This window comes from Shewanella sp. GJ50-10, assembly GCF_055808815.1.
Genome location: NZ_JBVVSS010000001.1, coordinates 2,162,777 through 2,181,363, shown reverse-complemented (window position 1 = coordinate 2,181,363; position 18,587 = coordinate 2,162,777). Strand labels below are relative to the sequence as shown.

Annotated in this window: 13 protein-coding genes; 6 read left to right on the top strand and 7 right to left on the bottom strand. The window is 38.3% G+C overall.

What is annotated here, in order from left to right; all coding sequences use genetic code 11:
- The first annotated feature begins 65 nt into the window (after positions 1 to 65).
- From AC0L4E_RS09115 to AC0L4E_RS09100, 4 genes are all read left to right on the top strand, one after another.
- Positions 66 to 536 carry a GNAT family N-acetyltransferase gene (locus AC0L4E_RS09115; protein ID WP_473678937.1) on the top strand — a complete coding sequence of 157 codons (471 nt, stop codon included), beginning with the start codon at positions 66 to 68 and terminating at the stop codon, positions 534 to 536.
- A gap of 70 nt (positions 537 to 606) precedes the next feature.
- Positions 607 to 1,269: an SDR family oxidoreductase gene (locus AC0L4E_RS09110; RefSeq protein ID WP_473678936.1), complete on the top strand. Its 663-nt coding sequence runs from the start codon at positions 607 to 609 to the stop codon at positions 1,267 to 1,269.
- A 591-nt stretch (positions 1,270 to 1,860) separates the two neighbouring features.
- Complete coding sequence (locus AC0L4E_RS09105; protein ID WP_473681580.1) at positions 1,861 to 3,408, top strand: AbgT family transporter; 1,548 nt, start codon at positions 1,861 to 1,863, stop codon at positions 3,406 to 3,408.
- Between the two features lie 133 nt (positions 3,409 to 3,541).
- Positions 3,542 to 4,837, top strand: a complete 1,296-nt coding sequence (locus AC0L4E_RS09100; protein ID WP_473678935.1) for a sensor domain-containing diguanylate cyclase — start codon at positions 3,542 to 3,544, stop codon at positions 4,835 to 4,837.
- Between the two features lie 251 nt (positions 4,838 to 5,088).
- Here the strand turns inward: AC0L4E_RS09100 and AC0L4E_RS09095 are convergent, their stop codons facing one another.
- Positions 5,089 to 6,489 carry an MATE family efflux transporter gene (locus AC0L4E_RS09095; RefSeq protein WP_473678934.1) on the bottom strand — a complete coding sequence of 467 codons (1,401 nt, stop codon included), beginning with the start codon at positions 6,487 to 6,489 and terminating at the stop codon, positions 5,089 to 5,091.
- 123 nt (positions 6,490 to 6,612) lie between these two features.
- Here AC0L4E_RS09095 and AC0L4E_RS09090 point away from each other — a divergent pair, with 123 nt between their 5' ends.
- Positions 6,613 to 7,509 carry a LysR family transcriptional regulator gene (locus AC0L4E_RS09090; protein ID WP_473678933.1) on the top strand — a complete coding sequence of 299 codons (897 nt, stop codon included), beginning with the start codon at positions 6,613 to 6,615 and terminating at the stop codon, positions 7,507 to 7,509.
- Positions 7,510 to 7,661: 152 nt separating this feature from the next.
- Here the strand turns inward: AC0L4E_RS09090 and yfaE are convergent, their stop codons facing one another.
- The 5 genes from yfaE to ubiG form a co-directional block, all read right to left on the bottom strand.
- A complete protein-coding gene (gene yfaE, locus AC0L4E_RS09085) occupies positions 7,662 to 8,015 on the bottom strand; it encodes a class I ribonucleotide reductase maintenance protein YfaE (RefSeq protein WP_473678932.1) in 354 nt (117 codons plus the stop codon).
- On the bottom strand, positions 7,990 to 9,120 hold the full coding sequence (gene nrdB / locus AC0L4E_RS09080; RefSeq protein WP_473678931.1) for a class Ia ribonucleoside-diphosphate reductase subunit beta: 1,131 nt from the start codon (positions 9,118 to 9,120) through the stop codon (positions 7,990 to 7,992). Before nrdB ends, yfaE begins: the two co-directional genes overlap by 26 nt.
- A 54-nt stretch (positions 9,121 to 9,174) precedes the next feature.
- Positions 9,175 to 11,463 (bottom strand): class 1a ribonucleoside-diphosphate reductase subunit alpha, encoded by a 2,289-nt coding sequence (nrdA, locus tag AC0L4E_RS09075; RefSeq protein ID WP_473678930.1) that lies wholly within the window; start codon positions 11,461 to 11,463, stop codon positions 9,175 to 9,177.
- 640 nt (positions 11,464 to 12,103) lie between these two features.
- Complete coding sequence (locus AC0L4E_RS09070) at positions 12,104 to 12,772, bottom strand: HAD family hydrolase (protein WP_473678929.1); 669 nt, start codon at positions 12,770 to 12,772, stop codon at positions 12,104 to 12,106.
- A gap of 124 nt (positions 12,773 to 12,896) precedes the next feature.
- Complete coding sequence (gene ubiG, locus AC0L4E_RS09065) at positions 12,897 to 13,625, bottom strand: bifunctional 2-polyprenyl-6-hydroxyphenol methylase/3-demethylubiquinol 3-O-methyltransferase UbiG (RefSeq protein ID WP_473678928.1); 729 nt, start codon at positions 13,623 to 13,625, stop codon at positions 12,897 to 12,899.
- A gap of 356 nt (positions 13,626 to 13,981) precedes the next feature.
- Between ubiG and gyrA the strand changes: the two genes are divergently transcribed.
- On the top strand, positions 13,982 to 16,672 hold the full coding sequence (gene gyrA, locus AC0L4E_RS09060) for a DNA gyrase subunit A (protein ID WP_473678927.1): 2,691 nt from the start codon (positions 13,982 to 13,984) through the stop codon (positions 16,670 to 16,672).
- A gap of 404 nt (positions 16,673 to 17,076) precedes the next feature.
- On the opposite strand, the gene AC0L4E_RS09055 is transcribed toward gyrA, so the two are convergent.
- On the bottom strand, positions 17,077 to 18,243 hold the full coding sequence (locus tag AC0L4E_RS09055; protein ID WP_473678926.1) for a serine hydrolase domain-containing protein: 1,167 nt from the start codon (positions 18,241 to 18,243) through the stop codon (positions 17,077 to 17,079).
- Between the last annotated feature and the right edge of the window lie 344 nt (positions 18,244 to 18,587).

The window sequence follows — 18,587 nt, the reverse complement described above, 5'->3', positions numbered from 1 at the left end:
TAGGTTTTTTGTTTTGTTAGTTCATCAGTTATATTAGTTATCGAGCATCTTAGTGGAAGCGATATATGAACCAGCAAACAATACAAAACCTGTTCGATGGCTCAATAAAAAACACACATCAGGATCAAAACTTAAATTTCAGTGTCAGCAGTCCAAGCGTAAGCCAATTTAATGAGCTACGAAAAGATGCTGGATGGGGTGAAGTGGACGTTACCTTAGCGCAGTTTAGTCTGGTTAATTCTTTATTTCATATCGGTATTTACCGTGATGGAGTGTTGTTAGCCTATGGAAGAGTGATTGGTGATGGGGCGTTATTTTTTTATATTCAAGATGTGGTGGTGATTCAAGCGGAACAGGGCAAGGGTTTCGGTGACTTTATTATGCAAGGTATTGAATCTTACCTCTCAAATACAGTAAATAAAGGCGCAACGGTCGGGTTATTATCTGTAAAAGGTAAAGAGTCGTTCTATCAAGGTTATGGTTATACAACTAGAGATGGCATTAATTTAGGCCTTGGTATGTGCAAATTTTATTGATACTTTTTGTATTAAATTTTTACTTACTCGTTTTTATGATTGATTTAACTTATTTTTATAGGATATAGAAATGTCTAACGTTGTGATTACAGGTGCCAATAGGGGCATTGGTTTAGCATTAGCAAGTTTGTTTAAACAACAAGGATGCAAGGTATTTGGGTTATGTCGCCACACTTCTGACGAACTAGAAGCATTAGATATTAATGTGATTACTCAAATTGATGTCGCTACCGATGAAGGTATCCATAACATGGATACTTCGTTAGCAGGCGTTGCTATCGATGTGTTGATATGTAACGCGGGTATTTTAAGGGATGAGCAATTATCTCACCTTAATATAGATACCATCAGACAACAGTTTGAAGTCAATGCTGTTGCGCCGTTAAGGGTCGTTGCTAGTTTACAGAATCAACTTAATGCGGGTGGTAAGATTGCTATGATCACCTCGCGTATGGGATCAATTGAAGATAATACTTCTGGTGGTCGCTATGGATACCGGATGTCGAAAGCGGCGTTAAATGCTGCGTCTATGTCGTTAAGTCATGACTTAGCCGATAAGAATATTGCTGTGGGAATTTATCATCCAGGTTACGTGCAAACGGATATGGTGAACCATGGTGGTGATATTTCAGCCATAGAATCTGCAGGCCGAATTGTGGGTCTCATTAATGATTTAGATATGGACTCGTCAGGTGTATTTAAGCATTCAAACGGTCAAACTTTACCTTGGTAGGGTAATGTTGTCTGAATTATCAAAGAGGGCGTTTGCTCTCTTTTTATTAATTTTCATTTTTGGTATTTATCAACAGTAAATTCTTGCAAGTGTCTTAGGGCCTGTTGATCTTTCAAGGTTGTTTTTGCAGCGAATTGTTGGCCATTTATACAAGGTAGAGACTTTGCGGTGTAGTTATTCTACATAAAAAGTCGATAACGCAGTAAAAGTGGCCAACAAACGCTGCCCAAAGGGTTCGACTAAAAGCGTTTAACTCTTTGTTGGATGAGTCTATATGAATGAAGAGGTGCTTAGATGACTAGGCATCAATCCATCCGCCTCAATTAAAACGCTTTTATTTAGAACAAAACTTAACCAGCAAAGATCAACAGGCCCTAGTTCTCACTTTCAAAAATCCAGTTTTATTTTGTCCATTAAGTGACTGTTTTATGTACTACTTAGGTTTGAATTTAAGTTTGATTACAGACTCTTTGTTTATTCTTTAGGGCTAAAAATTATATTAAACAGATTTTCGGTGATTGTTTGTGCAATAATTTTTATTTAATTTGCACAGCAACTTGCCAAATACTGACAAGGTAGGAAGTGATGACGATGAAAAGTGACTCTGCGGAGAAAACTCCGGGATTACTAGGTAGAGCGTTGGATAGCATCGAAAGAGTGGGAAATAAACTCCCAGATCCGGCTATGTTATTTTTAATTTTAATGTTTGCAGTTTGGGTTATCTCAGCATTACTTTCGGGCGTTAACTTTGAAGCAATCGATCCAAGAACCAATAACCCTATTGAAGTCAATAATTTATTAAGTGCAGATGCGTTAACGCACTTTTTGACTTCGATGGTAACGACTTTCACTGCATTTGCTCCTTTAGGTGTTGTTTTAGTTGCGATGTTAGGTGTGGGGATTGCTGAGCAGTCAGGCTTTATTAATACTGCGCTGAAGCAAATGCTGAAAGTAACTCCTGCAAAGTTTTTAACACCAGCAGTTGTGCTTGTAGGTATTATTTCACATACCGCAACTGATGCAGGCTACGTAGTGGTTATACCGTTAGCCGGCGTTATTTTCTTTACAGTAGGTCGTCATCCTTTAGCAGGTATTGCAGCGGCGTTTGCCGGCGTTTCTGGCGGTTTTTGTGCTAACTTTATTCCTTCTGGAATCGATCCTTTACTGCAGAGTTTTACCCAAGCGGCAGCGCAAATTGTTGACCCAGAGATCCAAGTAAACCCTTTAAATAACTGGTTCTTTGCAGCATCTTCATGTATTCCAATTACGCTAGTTATTTGGTATTTAACGGATAAAATTCTAGAGCCTAGACTGAATAAGTCTCATAAAGTTAACCGTGATGAAGTTGACTTACCGGCGATGGATGAAGCTAGCGATAAAGAAATGAAAGCTTTCAGAATCGCTTCGGCTGTGATGTTAGCTGCAATAGTGGGTTTCTTTTCATTAACGATCCCTGAAACGTCTACGCTGCGTGATGCAAACGGTTCGCTAACTAGCTTTAGTGCCCCATTAATGCAATCAATTGTGCCGTTAATTTTCATCTTCTTTATGTTACCTGGTTTAGTGTATGGCTACATGACAGGTAGTTTTAAAACGTCTTCAGATGTTGTGCAGGCGATGTCGAAGTCAATGAGTGGCATGTCTCACTATATTGTGATGGCATTTTTCTGTGCTCAGTTTGTAGCGGCTTTTTCTGCCTCAAACTTAGGAGCTTTGATTGCTGTGGAAGGTGCTGGGGGGCTTAAAGCATTAAACTTACCAGCTGAAGTGACCGTTGTAGGGATGATTATCTTAGTTGGTTTTGTAAATCTGTTTGTTGGTTCTTCATCTGCGAAATGGGCGCTAATTGGCCCTGTGTTAGTACCAATGTTAATGCAGTTAAATATCAGCCCAGACTTATCGCAAGCGGCTTATCGTATTGGTGATTCAAGCTCAAATATCATTACGCCACTTATGCCTTATTTCCCTCTGGTTGTTGTTTACTGTCAGCGTTATGTAAAGGGAATTGGGATAGGAACCTTGATTTCGATGATGTTGCCATTTAGCTTGGCGCTATTATCTATTTGGAGTGCTTGGCTATTAATTTATTGGTCAATTGGTTTTCCTTTAGGTTTAGGTGCGAGTTACACCTACGGATAATGGATCAAATCATCACAGATAAAAGCAGCGTATTCACGCTGCTTTTTTGTTTGCATTACGATAACTAATAAAGACAGTCATTAGGACAATCAAATAATATCAACTGGTTGAATTTATCTATTAACGACTATAATTGACATTAATTAAACTTATAAAGAGTGTTTTACATATAATTTATATGCCACAAATCAATATTGAATCAAGTTATGGTGTCATCATTATTCAAGACATGAACGCTGTTCATGTTGACGAGGTTTATGCCAAAATTTATGGATATGAATCACCAGAATCGCTGTTGAGTCATATCGATTCGTTTCTTGATTTACTTCCCGTTGATATACATAAGTTAGCAACTCAAAATTATCATAATATTGTCGCTGGTAAGATGTATCCACGAGGTCATACATTTACCAATATTGATAGAAACGGTCGAGAATTTACTGTGTTTTCTGTTGACCATTTAATTCAATGGCATGGAAAACCCGCTTTGCAAGTCACAGTGATAGACTTATCGGTTTTAATCGAGGCGAATAAACGGATAAGAGAGCAAGACTTAATGTTTAAAAGGTTAATCACCGATTCGGGCCAAGGAATTATGGTACACCGAAACTTTAAACCTTTAATGATTAATGATGCATGTGTGAAACTATTGAGAGCAAATTCCAAAGAACAAGTCATGAGTATTGATTCGGTTCTAATATTAATCCCGCAGCAATATCAAGATCTAGCTAAACAACATTATCAAGAAATTATTTCCGGAAATACCGTTGGAAGTACCAGTGTGGTAGAAAATAATTGTTTTGATGGTTCCAGTCGTTTTTTCAATGTTTACGATAACTTAATCGAATGGGATGGTGAGCCTGCTGTTCAAGTTGTGATAGAAGATGTGACTGATAAAGTGCAGCTCGAGAGAGAACTGGCATATAAAGCGACTCATGATGAATTAACGGATATTTTTAATCGAAGTGCTATTTATGATTGGTTGAATGAGTATTTGGGTGACTCTGTTGATTTAACTTGTCTGTTGTTAGACATTGATGATTTTAAACTGGTTAATGATACCTACGGCCATCATAGTGGTGACAAAGTCATAAAAGCGTTAGCTGTTATAATCAAAGGTGTTTTTGAAGATAATCAAGGTGCCGTTGGCCGATGGGGAGGCGAGGAGTTTATTGGTTTTATTCCTAGACTGGATATTACTCATGTGTCTGAACTAGCTGAAACCATTAGAACTAGGTTTGAGCAATTAGAGTTCAAAGTAGATGAGAGTGTGTTTGCTGTGACTGTCAGTATTGGGATCAGTGAAGCAAAACAGTGTCATACGATGAAACGAGTAGAAAAACTCATTAAAACTGCTGATAAATGTTTGTATCTGGCGAAAAGCAATGGCAAAAACACTGTTAATATTTCAGATTTAGGGGCTATTTAAACAAGCTTATCTTAAAATAGGTTATCTACAACTGAGATGTTATTTGAATAATATTATTGCTTAATAACAATAGGTTGTAGTGTTAATCTATTTAAATCTTATAGATGATATTTTCTACTTGTTATTCCCTTATCCTTATCCTTATCCTTGGCATTCACACTAGACTTGTCAAAATCACAATGTGAATGCCTGATACTACTCCTTAAATACCAAAAGCTCAGCTGCTATGTAGCCTTCATCAAGACATAAAGTTAAATGATAGCGTTTACCTGTTTAGCTGTACTAGCATCAACATTGATAGCGTTACCAGCTTTTAAATTGTTTACTCTTTTAATTTCATTAAATATTAATGGTGACAAAAGAATACATAAAGCAACGTTCGATAAAGGAACAGATAGCCAGATTCCGTTAACTCCTAATATTGATGGCAACATTAATAGGAAAGGAATTTGGATCAGCATGTTGCCTAAGGAAATAGTCAAAGAGCGACCACCTTGGTTTACCGCCATGAAGTACATGGTAGCGATAAATATGAGCCCATCTAATACCAGTGCAAATAAATGCAGGCGCATACCCACTAACGTTTCTGCCATTAATACTTTATCTTCACTGCTAAAAAAGCCGATTACAAATTCAGGAAATATATTAATAATGGTCAGCGTAGATAACGCCAATATAACAATAACCTTTACAGCCAGTTTTACAGTGGCTTTGATGTTGCCTATCTGTTTAGCGCCATAGTAATAACTTACAGGTGGTTGCATACCGCCAGCAATACCTTCAGCAAGTAAAAAGAAAGTCGTTGCTACATAACCAACAATAGCAAATGCAGCGACATGTACTGCAGAGCCGAACTTCATGAACAGATAATTATGCAGTGCAATGATAAAACTGAAATACAAGAACATGAATAAGCTAGAACTACCTAAAACAATAATGTGCTTCATTTGCTTTGGGCTTAATAAACGGAGTTCAAATTTAATTCGTGTATTGGCATGTGATGAGAGAAAATAACTAAACCCAAGCACAACCACGGTTGCTTGTGATAAAAGCGTTGCAATAGCAGCGCCTTTTAATCCTAACGGGTATACAGCTATCAGTAGATAATCCAAAACAATGTTTAGTGTTGCACCAATAATCAGTAATTTGGTTGCAATACTAGGGTTTTCATCATTACGCACTAGCAAAGGGAATGCTGTAGCGGCGGCGGTAAAAAATGCCCCGTAGGCAAACACCTCGATATAGTTCATCGCCATATCAAAGTTCGCCCCATTTGCAGACTGCAGTAGCAGTAATGATTCACCTAAATAATGTATAAACACAGCAGCAAGGACACTAAGGATAACAATCAATGCGACTGCGTTATTTAATACACGTTGACCATCTTTAGGTTTGTTTTCGCCGCGACTGATGGATAGCAAACTACCACCACCCATGCCGAGCATCATCCCCACACCAGCAATACAGCAGATAACAGGCCAAGCCATATTAATGCCTGCTAAACCTTCAAAACCAATATAATGACCGACGAAAATACCGTCGATGATTTGATAAAGACCGCTGACTAACATGGCTGCGATTGATGGAATGGCATATTTCCAAAAATGCTGGCTGACGGTTAAGGTCGATAGCTTAGGTTTAACGTTAGACATGATCCACACTCAAAATTATTCTACATACTAATGTTGCGTATTATTGCTATTTATAAGATAGAATAAAGTTGGAATCTATCCGATATTCGGATAGGTAATTTCTTTGAATCTTATGGAGTTAAAATGAATTGGTCAATAGAGCAATTACAAGCCTTTGTTGCAGCTGTTAATACGGGCTCGTTTTCTGCGGCGGCGCGGACTTTAGGTAAAGCCCAGTCACGTGTGAGTACCGCGGTTGCCAATTTAGAAATTGATTTAGGATTCAAGTTGTTTGATAGAGCAGGTCGCACGCCTATTTTAACAGAGCAAGGCCAGCAGATGTTTATTGAAGCAAACGCTGTGCTAGCACAGTGTGAGCGATTAAATTCAAGAGCGATGACGGTACAGACTGAAGATGAGTTAGCCCTAACCATTGCAATTGATGAGGCTGTGCCAATTTCTATTTTTGAAGAGTTTTATATTAAAACTGCAATGACATTTCCTTTGTTAAAGTTGACCATTCTTAATGGATCAAGAGATGATATTGCTCAGTGGGTAGACGATGGTAAAGCTGATCTCGGTGTATTATTTAGAGGAGAGCAATTATGCGAACGGTTAGAGTTTTTTAGTATCGACAGTTTTCATCATTCATTGATCGTGTCAGTAGATCATCCATTAGCTGAAATCCCAGTGCCTAATATCGCAGAGTTGAATCAGTATAGACAGTTAGTCATTTGTGACTTACAAACAGCTAGCAAGGCCATATCGGCAAACTGCTGGCACGTTGATAGCTATTATCATATAACCTCTTTAGTTGTTAGAGGCTTAGGCTGGGCGCTTGTGCCTGAGCATATTGCTGATTCGTCTTGGTATTCAGGTGAGATAAAAGAGTTGAGTTGTTACCACATACCTGATTCGATATTGATTGAAATGGGATTAGTTAAACGTCGAGATAAAGGTGCAGGTAATATCATGAACTGGATGTTTGGCGAAGTCGATAAGATGTTTATTGAAGCTAAAAAAGCAAAACGTGCTCGTTAGTACTGCTGGATCATTAAGCAGGTCTATAGTTATAATTTATGAACAAAAAATTATGGATAAAGGTTTATTATAGCTGGGTTTGAATGATATTGCTTTGGAGTAATACTGATACCAAACTAACTATATTAAGCTAATTTTATCAATCTACTCTATCAATCTAGAATGACCACTGACTTGTTGTGTTGAACATAAAGGTTGCTTGGTTCATCAGTGGTTAAATCAAGATCTAAGTTAGAATCTGGCACACAACAACAAGGTAAACATTCATTGTCTTTCAGTTCAACCAAAGGCTTAGTGAGATAACGCACACTGCCTTTGTTAACTGTTGTTTTGCAGGCACCACAAAAGCCATTTCTGCATTCAGAGAATACATTCACTTTTTTTATTTCTAGTACTTCAAGCAGAGTGTGTTGCTGCTGATTGAACAGCAACACAGGCTCGCCATTTAAACTAACAATGGGTGCTTTTTTAAAGTTGGGCTTATAGGTCAAAGTCAGAAAACTCATCACTGTCTACAGCCGAGTCAATCTGACCGACTAAATAAGATGAAACTTCAACTTCCTGCGGTGCAACTTGTACAGCATCACTTTCTAGCCAGTTTTTCATCCATGGAAGCGGGTTAGATTGCTCTGGGTATGGTTGTGGCAGGTTTACGGCTTTCATACGTTGGTTAGTAATGTATTCAACATACTGACATAAAATTTGCTCATTAAGGCCAATCATTGAACCATCTTTAAACAGGTATTGTGCCCATTCTTTTTCTTGCTCTGCCGCTTTGTAAAAGATGTCATAAGCTTGGTCATGACATTCTTTAGCGATTTCACCCATTTCTGGGTCATCTTTGCCGCCTTGCATAATATTAACAATGTGCTGAGTACTATTAAGGTGTAACGCTTCATCACGGGCAATTAAGCGGATAATTTTAGCGTTACCTTCCATCAACTTACGTTCTGCAAAAGCAAACGAACAAGCAAAGCTCACATAGAAACGAATCGCTTCTAATGCATTAACTGACATCATACAAAGGTAAAGTGATTTTTTAAGAATACGCGAACTAACCGCGATTTCTTTACCATTGATATTATGAGTGCCTTCACCGTGTAAGTTGAATATTTGAGTCAACTCAATAAGGTCATCATAATATTGTGCAATATCACCGGCGCGCTTCAGAATTTCTTCATTTACCACGATATCGTCAAATACCACAGATGGGTCGTTAACAATATTACGGATAATATGAGTGTAAGAACGCGAGTGAATGGTCTCTGAAAACGACCAGGTTTCAATCCATGTTTCTAATTCTGGCAGTGATACTAATGGCAGTAGGGCAACGTTAGGCGAACGACCTTGAATAGAATCCAATAATGTTTGGTATTTAAGGTTTGAGATGAAAATGTGTTTCTCATGCTCAGGTAAGCTTTGGTAATCAATTTTATCTTTACTTACATCTACTTCTTCTGGGCGCCAGAAAAAAGATAATTGCTTTTCAATTAACTTTTCAAAAACTTCATATTTTTGTTGATCGTAACGCGCAACATTAACCGATTGGCCCATGAACATTGGTTCATTCACTGCGTTATTCGGTGTTTGACAAAAAGTAGAGTAAGCCATTTATATATCCTAAAAAAGCGGGGAAACTCCCCGCAATTGTATGCAAATTATTGATTAAATCTTACAAGCGCCGCCAGCACAATCATCATCTTCTTTTTCGACTACAGTGATGTCGTCTAAGTTGTCTGATGCACCATCACGAGTGTTGTGATAGTAAAGGGTCTTAACCCCTAATTTGTAGGCTGTTAGCAAATCTTTAAGCAAAGTTTGCATCGGAACTTTCTGACCGTCAAAACGTGTCGGATCGTAGTTAGTGTTTGCCGAAATCGCTTGGTCAATAAACTTTTGCATAATGCCGACTAACTCTAAGTAACCATTGTTGTTTGGCATATTCCAAAGCAGTTCATATTGATGTTTTAGTTCATCAAAGTCTGGTACTACTTGCTTTAACTGACCGTCTTTACTCGCTTTAACACTAATCAACCCACGTGGAGGTTCAATACCGTTGGTCGCATTAGAAATCTGTGAAGACGTTTCAGAAGGCATTAACGCTGACAAAGTTGAGTTACGTAGGCCATGTTGCTGGATATCGCTGCGTAAACCTTCCCAATCCATATGAAGCGGTTCACTACAAATTTTATCAAGGTCACGTTTGTAAGTATCAATTGGCAAGATACCTTCAGCGTATGTTGTCTCGTTAAATAACGGACAAGCACCTTGTTCTTTCGCTAAATTCATAGAAGCTTTTAATAAGTAAAACTGAATTGCTTCAAATGTTTTATGGGTCAAGTTATTGCCTGAGCCATCAGAATATTTCATTCCATTTTTTGCTAGGTAATTTGCAAAGTTAATTACACCGATACCTAGAGTTCGACGATTCATTGAACCAAGCTGAGCCGAAATAATCGGGTAGTCTTGGTAATCTAATAAGTTATCAAGTGCACGAACTGCTAAATCAGCTAGCGGTTCTAATTCTGATAAGTCATTGATAGCACCAAGATTTAGTGCTGAAAGAGTACAAAGGGCGATTTCACCATTTGGATCTTCAATGTTTTTCATTGGCTTAGTTGGCAAAGCAATTTCTAAACAAAGGTTAGATTGCTTAATTGGCGCGACTTTAGGGTCGAATGGGCTGTGGGTATTACAGTGATCGACGTTTTGAATATAAATACGACCAGTTGACGCACGTTCTTGCATCATCAGTGAAAATAGTTCAACGGCTTTTATCTCTTTACGACGAATGCTAGTGTCAGCTTCATACTGTAAATACAGACGTTCGAATTCAGTTTGATCAGCAAAGAACGCATCGTATAAACCTGGTACGTCAGATGGGCTGAATAAGCTGATGTTTTGAGATTTAATTAAACGCTGATACATCAGTTTGTTTAATTGAACGCCGTAATCGAGATGACGAACACGGTTGTCGTCAACACCACGGTTATTCTTAAGGACAAGTAGCGATTCAACTTCTAAATGCCAAATAGGGTAGAACAAGGTTGCTGCGCCGCCACGAACGCCGCCTTGTGAGCATGACTTAACCGCAGTTTGGAAATACTTGTAAAAAGGTAAACAACCTGTGTGGAATGCTTCACCGCCTCTAATAGGACTGCCTAAAGCACGAATACGACCAGCGTTAATACCGATACCTGCACGTTGGCTGACATACTTAACAATAGAAGATGCCGTCGCGTTAATTGAATCTAGGCTATCGTCACACTCAATCAATACACATGAGCTGAACTGACGTGTTGGAGTACGTACGCCTGCCATAATTGGAGTTGGCAGTGAAATCTTAAAGGTAGATACCGCATCATAAAAACGTTTGATGTAATCAAGACGAGTTTCTTTAGGATATTTAGCAAATAAACATGCCGCAACCAAGATATATAAGAACTGAGCACTTTCGTATATTTCGTTAGTGACACGGTTTTGAACTAGGTACTTGCCTTCTAATTGCTTTACTGCAGCATAAGAGAAGTCCATGTCACGCCAATGATCCATATAGCCATCAAGAATCGTTAATTCTTCAGCTGTATAGTCTTCAATAATATGTTTGTCGTATTTACCAAGCTCTACCAAACGGTTTACTTGATCAATTAGTTTAGGTGGTTCAAATTGGCCAAAAGCTTTTTTACGTAAATGAAATACAGCTAAGCGAGCAGCCAGAAATTGGTAATCAGGTGATTCTGGTGAAATTAAATCAGCTGCTGCTTTGATAATTGTCTCGTGAATAGCTTCAGTTGGAATACCTTCAAAAAACTGCAGGTGAGAGCGTAATTCAACTTCTGAAACTGAAACGTTATTCAGTCCTTTTGCTGCCCATTCGATAACGCGATGAATTTTATCTAAATCAATTTTTTCGCGTTCGCCACTGCGTTTAGTGACTGTCATATTGCTGTTCATTAAAAAGCCTTGGTTCTATATTTATTGGTGTAATTTATCATTGGATCTTTTTCTATCGTGTTACTTACGATCGCCAATAAATCACATTACGTTCCCTTGTAAGCTGATCATCCAAAAGCATTCACAACATAATATTAACAAAAATACTAGTGTTACAGCGAGATACGTAGGTTTTAAGCTAGTGTCTCTTAGTGATGTCACACACAAGATATGGTGTTTTTAAATTTTATACATACAAGATAGTGAGGTTACTCACTATTTGCAAGCAAGATTTTATTGAATAACTTGTGGATATCTTATGTATATTGAAACAAGTTAGTAAAAGCTAACCTGCTAACGTAAAATACGCTTTAACTTTTCGGTTTAGACGTTTTTTTGTTCGAATATTCACACTGGTTCGATCGCTAAAATAATCAGCGATCGATTGTTTCGGTATAAAAATAGTTTGATTTTTTGATCTAAGGTTTGCTATGCAGATTTAAGCCTTAATAGGAGGTATAACTGATTTAGTTTCTTCAAATGAAATAGGGCTTGAGTTGCTAGTTTAACTAACGATTTTATAAGCTGAGTAAGGCCATTTAATGGCCGCCACTTTGCAATGACTTTGATTACACATGACTTTGATTACACATTAGTATGGTTACGAAATCACTTTTGTTATAAAAAGATCGTGCAGATCAGCAACGGTATTAAATTCAATTTTACTTGGCCATTGCTCTGGAGTATCTGATTCAGATAAATACCCCCACAAGGCTGTTCCGCCTATCATCCCTGCATTGTCAGCTGCAACTAAGTCACGTTCTGCGTCGCCTAAATATAATATCTCATGAGGTTTACAATTAATTTGCTGTGCAGCTAAAAACATTGGAGCGGTATGGGGTTTAGGGTGCTGAGTTGAATCTCCACTTATAATAGATTTTGCACGATGAGTTAAACCTAAAGCATCAATAAGCGGTCGAGTAAACTTTGCTTGCTTGTTAGTGACAATGCCAAATGGAATTTCATTACTGTCCAATAAATCAAGAAAGACATCAAATCCTTCAAATAACCGTGCTTTTTCACCATTTACCATTTTGTAGTAACCCAACAATGATTGCTGAATTTCAAGTTGAGTGGTTTCATCAAGATGCGGCACACCGGCTTTAACTAATGCAAGACTGCCATGTGAAGCCGAATAACGCAGGGCTGCGACACTTTGAGGTGCTATTTTACGATCTAGTAGGCTTAGATTTAACGCATGGATTAAATCTGGTGCAGTATCAGCTAAGGTGCCGTCTAAATCAAAGAGCACAGCTTTAATAGAATTCATAAATGCCTCGTGGTATTAACAAGTTTATCGAGCTATTACATTATTAAGTTTAATTTGGAGCTAAGAAGGGGGTAACGCCGGAATTGACGTTACCTTTTGATATGGCATCTTAATCTTGCTTTGGTTAGTCAGCGACCTTTTGAGTGGCGATCATGTAATTAACATCGACTTTGTTAGTGTACTTATATACACCTGAAAGAGGATTATAAGTGATACCTAATGCGTCACGACAAATTAAGTCGGTATTATCAACTAAGTTTATTAGCTCGGATGGTCTGATGAACTTACTGTGATCGTGTGTGCCGACAGGAAGCATTTTTAACACATATTCAGCGCCGACAATCGCCTGAATATATGACATCATGCTTCGGTTGATGGTTGAAAAGAAAACATGACCACCAGGCTTAACCATGTCACAACATGCTTGAATAACTGATAATGGATCTGGCACGTGTTCAAGCATTTCCATGCAAGTGACGACATCATAATGATTTGCGTGAGTGGCAGCGTGCTCTTCAGCAGTCATGGTATCGTAATTGATGGTCACCCCAGTTTCTAAGGCATGAAGCTTTGCGACTTCAATTTGAGCCTCGCCCATATCTAAACCCGTCACATTAGCACCAATTTTTGCCATGCTTTCTGACAAAATACCGCCTCCACAACCAATATCGATAACTTGTTTTTCAAATAAGCCACCGCTAGTTTGATCAATATAATTTAATCGTAAAGGGTTTAATTGATGTAATGGCTTAAAGTCGCCATTTGGATCCCACCAAGATTCTGCCATTTTGGCAAATTTTTCGATTTCTTGATGATCAACATTCTGTTGAGTGGTGTGTTCTTGGTTCGACATAGCAAGGACCCATAATATATTTATGATTATTGCATGCATTATAACCATCCATTACAAGAAACATAGTGAGATGAAACAAGATTCATTTCTAGTTGCCTATATATTCGGCAGTAATTGCTGATAAAAAAGTCATCGAGGTTTTATTAGCGGCTTTTGGGCATTTCAATAGTAGTGAAACCTAAACAATATTGACTAATTCTTGCTGTTTTTATTCAGTTTTTCACTTGCTTTAACTTTTCGTTGTTCTAGGGTCTAGCCACTTTATTTATCTGTGTTAGAATGCCAAATCACGTTTTTGAGCTACACAATAAAATGGAATAATTATTGTGCGCTAATTTTAGGGGAACGAGCAGTTTATGACTGATCTGGCATCATCAATTTCGCCAATTAACATCGAAGACGAACTAAAAAATTCTTATTTAGATTATGCAATGAGTGTAATCGTAGGTCGTGCATTACCCGACGTTCGTGACGGTTTAAAACCTGTTCACCGTCGTGTGCTTTTTGCAATGAACGAATTAAAGAACGACTTTAATAAGCCTTATAAAAAATCAGCTCGTGTTGTTGGTGACGTAATTGGTAAGTATCACCCACATGGTGACTCTGCTGTTTACGATACAATCGTACGTATGGCACAACCATTCTCAATGCGTTACACCTTAGTAGACGGCCAAGGTAACTTCGGTTCTGTCGATGGTGATTCAGCAGCGGCAATGCGTTATACCGAAATCCGTATGGAGAAGTTAGCTCATTCATTGCTAGCTGATTTAGAAAAAGAAACCGTGGATTATGTACCTAACTATGATGGTACAGAACATATCCCTGCGGTTTTGCCGACTCGTGTACCGACATTATTAATTAATGGTTCATCTGGTATTGCGGTTGGTATGGCGACGAATATCCCGCCGCACAATATCAATGAAGTTGTTCAAGGCTGTTTAGCGTTAATAGAAGAGCCTAGTCTCTCAATTGAACAGCTAATGGAATACATTCCTGGACCTGACTTCCCTACAGCTGCGTCAATCAATGGCCGTAAAGGTATCATTGATGCATACAAAACTGGCCGCGGCCGTGCTGTTATGCGCTCAAAAGCAGAAATTGAAGAAGAAAACAATCGCGAACGTATCATCGTTACAGAAATCCCTTATCAAGTGAACAAAGCACGTCTGATTGAAAAAATCGCTGAGCTTGTTAAAGATAAGAAGATTGAAGGTATCAGTGGTTTACGTGATGAGTCTGATAAAGACGGCATGCGCATTGTTATTGAAATCAAACGTGGTGAAGTCGGCGAAGTTGTACTAAACAACTTATACGCTCAAACACAAATGCAGTGTTCTTTTGGTATTAACATGGTTGCGTTGACAAATGGTCAACCGAAACTGTTTAACCTAAAAGAAATGCTTGAGTGTTTTATTCTTCACCGTCGTGAAGTTGTGACTCGCAGAACAGTATTCGAATTACGTAAAGCTCGCGAACGTGCACATATCCTTGAAGCACTAGCGATTGCACTTGCTAACATTGATCCAATTATTGCGTTAATTAAAGCATCACCAACTCCAGCTGAAGCAAAAGTTAAATTAGTTGCTCAAGGCTGGCAGTTAGGTAATGTGCAAGGCATGCTTGAAAAAGCAGGTGATGATGCAGCGCGTCCAGAATGGTTAGAGCCTGAGTATGGTATTCGTGATGGCGAATACTTCTTAACTGAACAACAGGCACAAGCGATCCTTGAATTACGTTTACATCGCTTAACTGGTCTTGAACATGAAAAAATTCTTGCTGAATATGAAGAGTTATTAGAGTTCATTGCTGGTCTATTGTTTATTCTTCGCAGCCCTGAACGTTTGATGGAAGTCATCAAAGAAGAGCTAGAAGAAGTATTAGAACAATACGGTGATGCTCGACGTACTGTAATTAATCAAAACGAAGTTGATATGAGTCTTGAAGACTTAATTAACGAAGAAGATGTCGTCGTGACATTATCACATATGGGTTATGCCAAGTATCAGCCACTGACTGACTACCAAGCACAACGCCGTGGTGGTAAAGGTAAAGCAGCAACTAAAGTTAAAGACGAAGATTTCGTTGAGAAGTTACTCGTTGCTAACACTCATGACACCATCCTTTGTTTCTCTGACTTCGGTAAAATGTACTGGCTTAAAGTTTACCAATTACCATTGGCAAGCCGAACAGCACGTGGTCGCCCAATCATTAACTTACTACCATTATCTGATGGTGAGCGTATTACTGCTATTTTACCAGTACGTGAATATGCTGATGATAAGTTTATTGTTATGGCAACAGCGCACGGTACAGTTAAGAAAACCGCATTAACGGCTTATAGTAATCCTCGTGCAAACGGCATTATTGCTGTTAACCTGAAAGATGATGATCAATTAATTGGTGTTGATATTACTAATGGTAGTGATGACATCATGTTGTTCTCGAATGAAGGTAAAGTCGTTCGTTTCAACGAGAAAGTACGTGATTCAGAAACAGGTGAAGTGAAGAAAGATCCGGAAACAGGTGAAGACTTAATTGCTATCCGTCCAATGGGCCGTACAGCAACAGGTGTTCGCGGTATCAAACTTGAAGATGGTCAAAAAGTCGTTTCGATGATCATTCCTAAAGAAGAAGGTTCTATCTTAACTGTGACTGAAAATGGTTACGGTAAGCGTACTGACCTTTCTGAATACCCAGCTAAGAGCCGTGGTACTAAAGGTGTAGTTTCTATTAAGGTGAGTGAACGTAATGGCGCAGTTGTTGGCGCTGTACAAGTCACTGAGTCTGAAGAAATCATGTTGATTAGTAACAAGGGCACGTTAGTTCGTACTCCTTCAAGTGGTGTGTCACTGATTGGTCGTAACACGCAAGGTGTGACTATCATCCGTACTGCTGAAGACGAGAAAGTCGTTGGTTTGCAAAGACTAGACGAAATCGAAGTAACTGAAGAAGAGTTAACAGAAGGCGTTGAAGGTGAACAACCTGAAACACAAGCTGTAGAGAATACAGCAGATGATGCAACAGATACTCCAGAAGCTGATGCTTAAGTAAAACGATAAGCGATTACAAAAAAGGATGCCAATGGCATCCTTTTTTTATGTCTGACTTTTGTCATTAAATACGTTGTTACTACACATAAATATTAACTTGAGTCGTTAAAACTTAAATAACCTGAACTCGGGATAAGAAGTTAGTTAACTTGTTAATTTATTTGATGTTTTCTTTCAGTATTATTCTAGAGAGATATTTTTGCTTAGAACAAGGCAAATTTGTGCGTCAATAGCTGGCCTATTGCAAACAAATTTAACGCCGTTATCAGTAAAAATAGCCTCTAGAAAGCAAGTTGTTATCCCGGGCTCAGGTTAAATACTTAAAGCTAATGAGCATTAGTTATTTACTCACTGTTAATCACAGTTCAAAAACTATTACTACACTGAACAAAAATTAGTGCTTAATGACTATTCTTCGTAAGTGTATCGGCTCTTTTAAAAGTATCTCGCCAGAAATTTGAGCTTAGCTTAGCGATAACCCGTGACTCACCATTGAGCAGCATTGCCATACCGATATTAAGCTCTGGAGAATAAGACACTTCAGCCACATAGCCCGCAACCCAACCAGCATGATAAATTAATGGTCTACCTTCAAATTCATACACTCGCCAGCCTTTTCCATAATGAGCGTTATCTAGGTAGGTACGCCAATCACGTCGTCTTAGCTCTTTCGTAGTTCTGACACCAGCGGTTGTGACATCCTTGATAACACTATTTGACAACACACCAGGGTTTTCGCCAAGGTTTGCAATGAGCCATTTTGACATATCAGTAATACTGGCATTAACTCCAGCTGCCGGCGCAACAGCATAATAGTTCGGTTTTACGGTCACTTTTCTGAAACCAGACTTTGTCTTAACGTGAGGTTCAGCGCGATTACTTTGCTGATCAAATGCATCATAACCAATAGATGCAGTTTTCATATTGAGGGGTGAAAATATTTTCTGTTGTAGTAAGTCTTCGTAAGATTGACCAGATTGTTGTTCAATCGCATTTTCTATAAATGAAAACGCGACATTTTGATAGCTGTAACAAACACCTGGTTGGCACATAGGCGTCAACTCAGAGAACTTATTGATGATCCTTTCCATGTCGACATTAGCATTGATTAAATTATCGTAGCTATTTGGCATCAACCCGGTACTTTGGCCAATGATATGACCAAGATTAATGTCTTTAGCTTGTTGTTTATCTGCAAGGGTAAATTCAGGTAGGTAGCTTACGATAGGTTGTTGCCAGCTTAATTTTTTCTCGTTTACCAGCATGCTAGCCAATGTTCCAGCAAATGTTTTAGACACGGACGCTAGTCTAAAAACAGTATCAGCGTTTACATTTAAACTGCCACCTCTTGTACGCTTACCATAAGTACTCAGTTTTAATACTTGATCGCCTTCAACAATAACAAAAGCGCCACCGGGAACTTTGCTTTTTCTTAGTTGACTGTGAAAATTTTGTTTGAAGTTATTTGTTATTTGAATATATTCAGATTGCGTCGCGGCTAAAGAAGAAATAGAGCTAAGTGCCCCGATAGATAACGTGCCTAAAAGCAAAATAGGTTTTAAAAGCATTTACAGTTCCAATGACCGTTTAAACGGCTTATTTTTTATTGTATTTGTGACGCTATTAGAAAACAAAACGACGTTTGTTACTAACTTGTATACAAGTATTGTTGTGCATAACAGGCTAACTTACTAGTCATTAATGATGAAACTTTACTAATAAACAAGCAAAGTAACCGATTTTAAAAGTAACTTAGTTTATTTAAACAGCAGCTTTTAAAATCTAAAGCTTTTAACTGTCAAATAAGCAGTGAATTCTATCAAATAATACCTCTAAGATAATATTTAAACGTGTTGTAAATTGAATAATTTCAATCCTTAATCGCTTTATGATTATTTTTCATTTTAGCCAC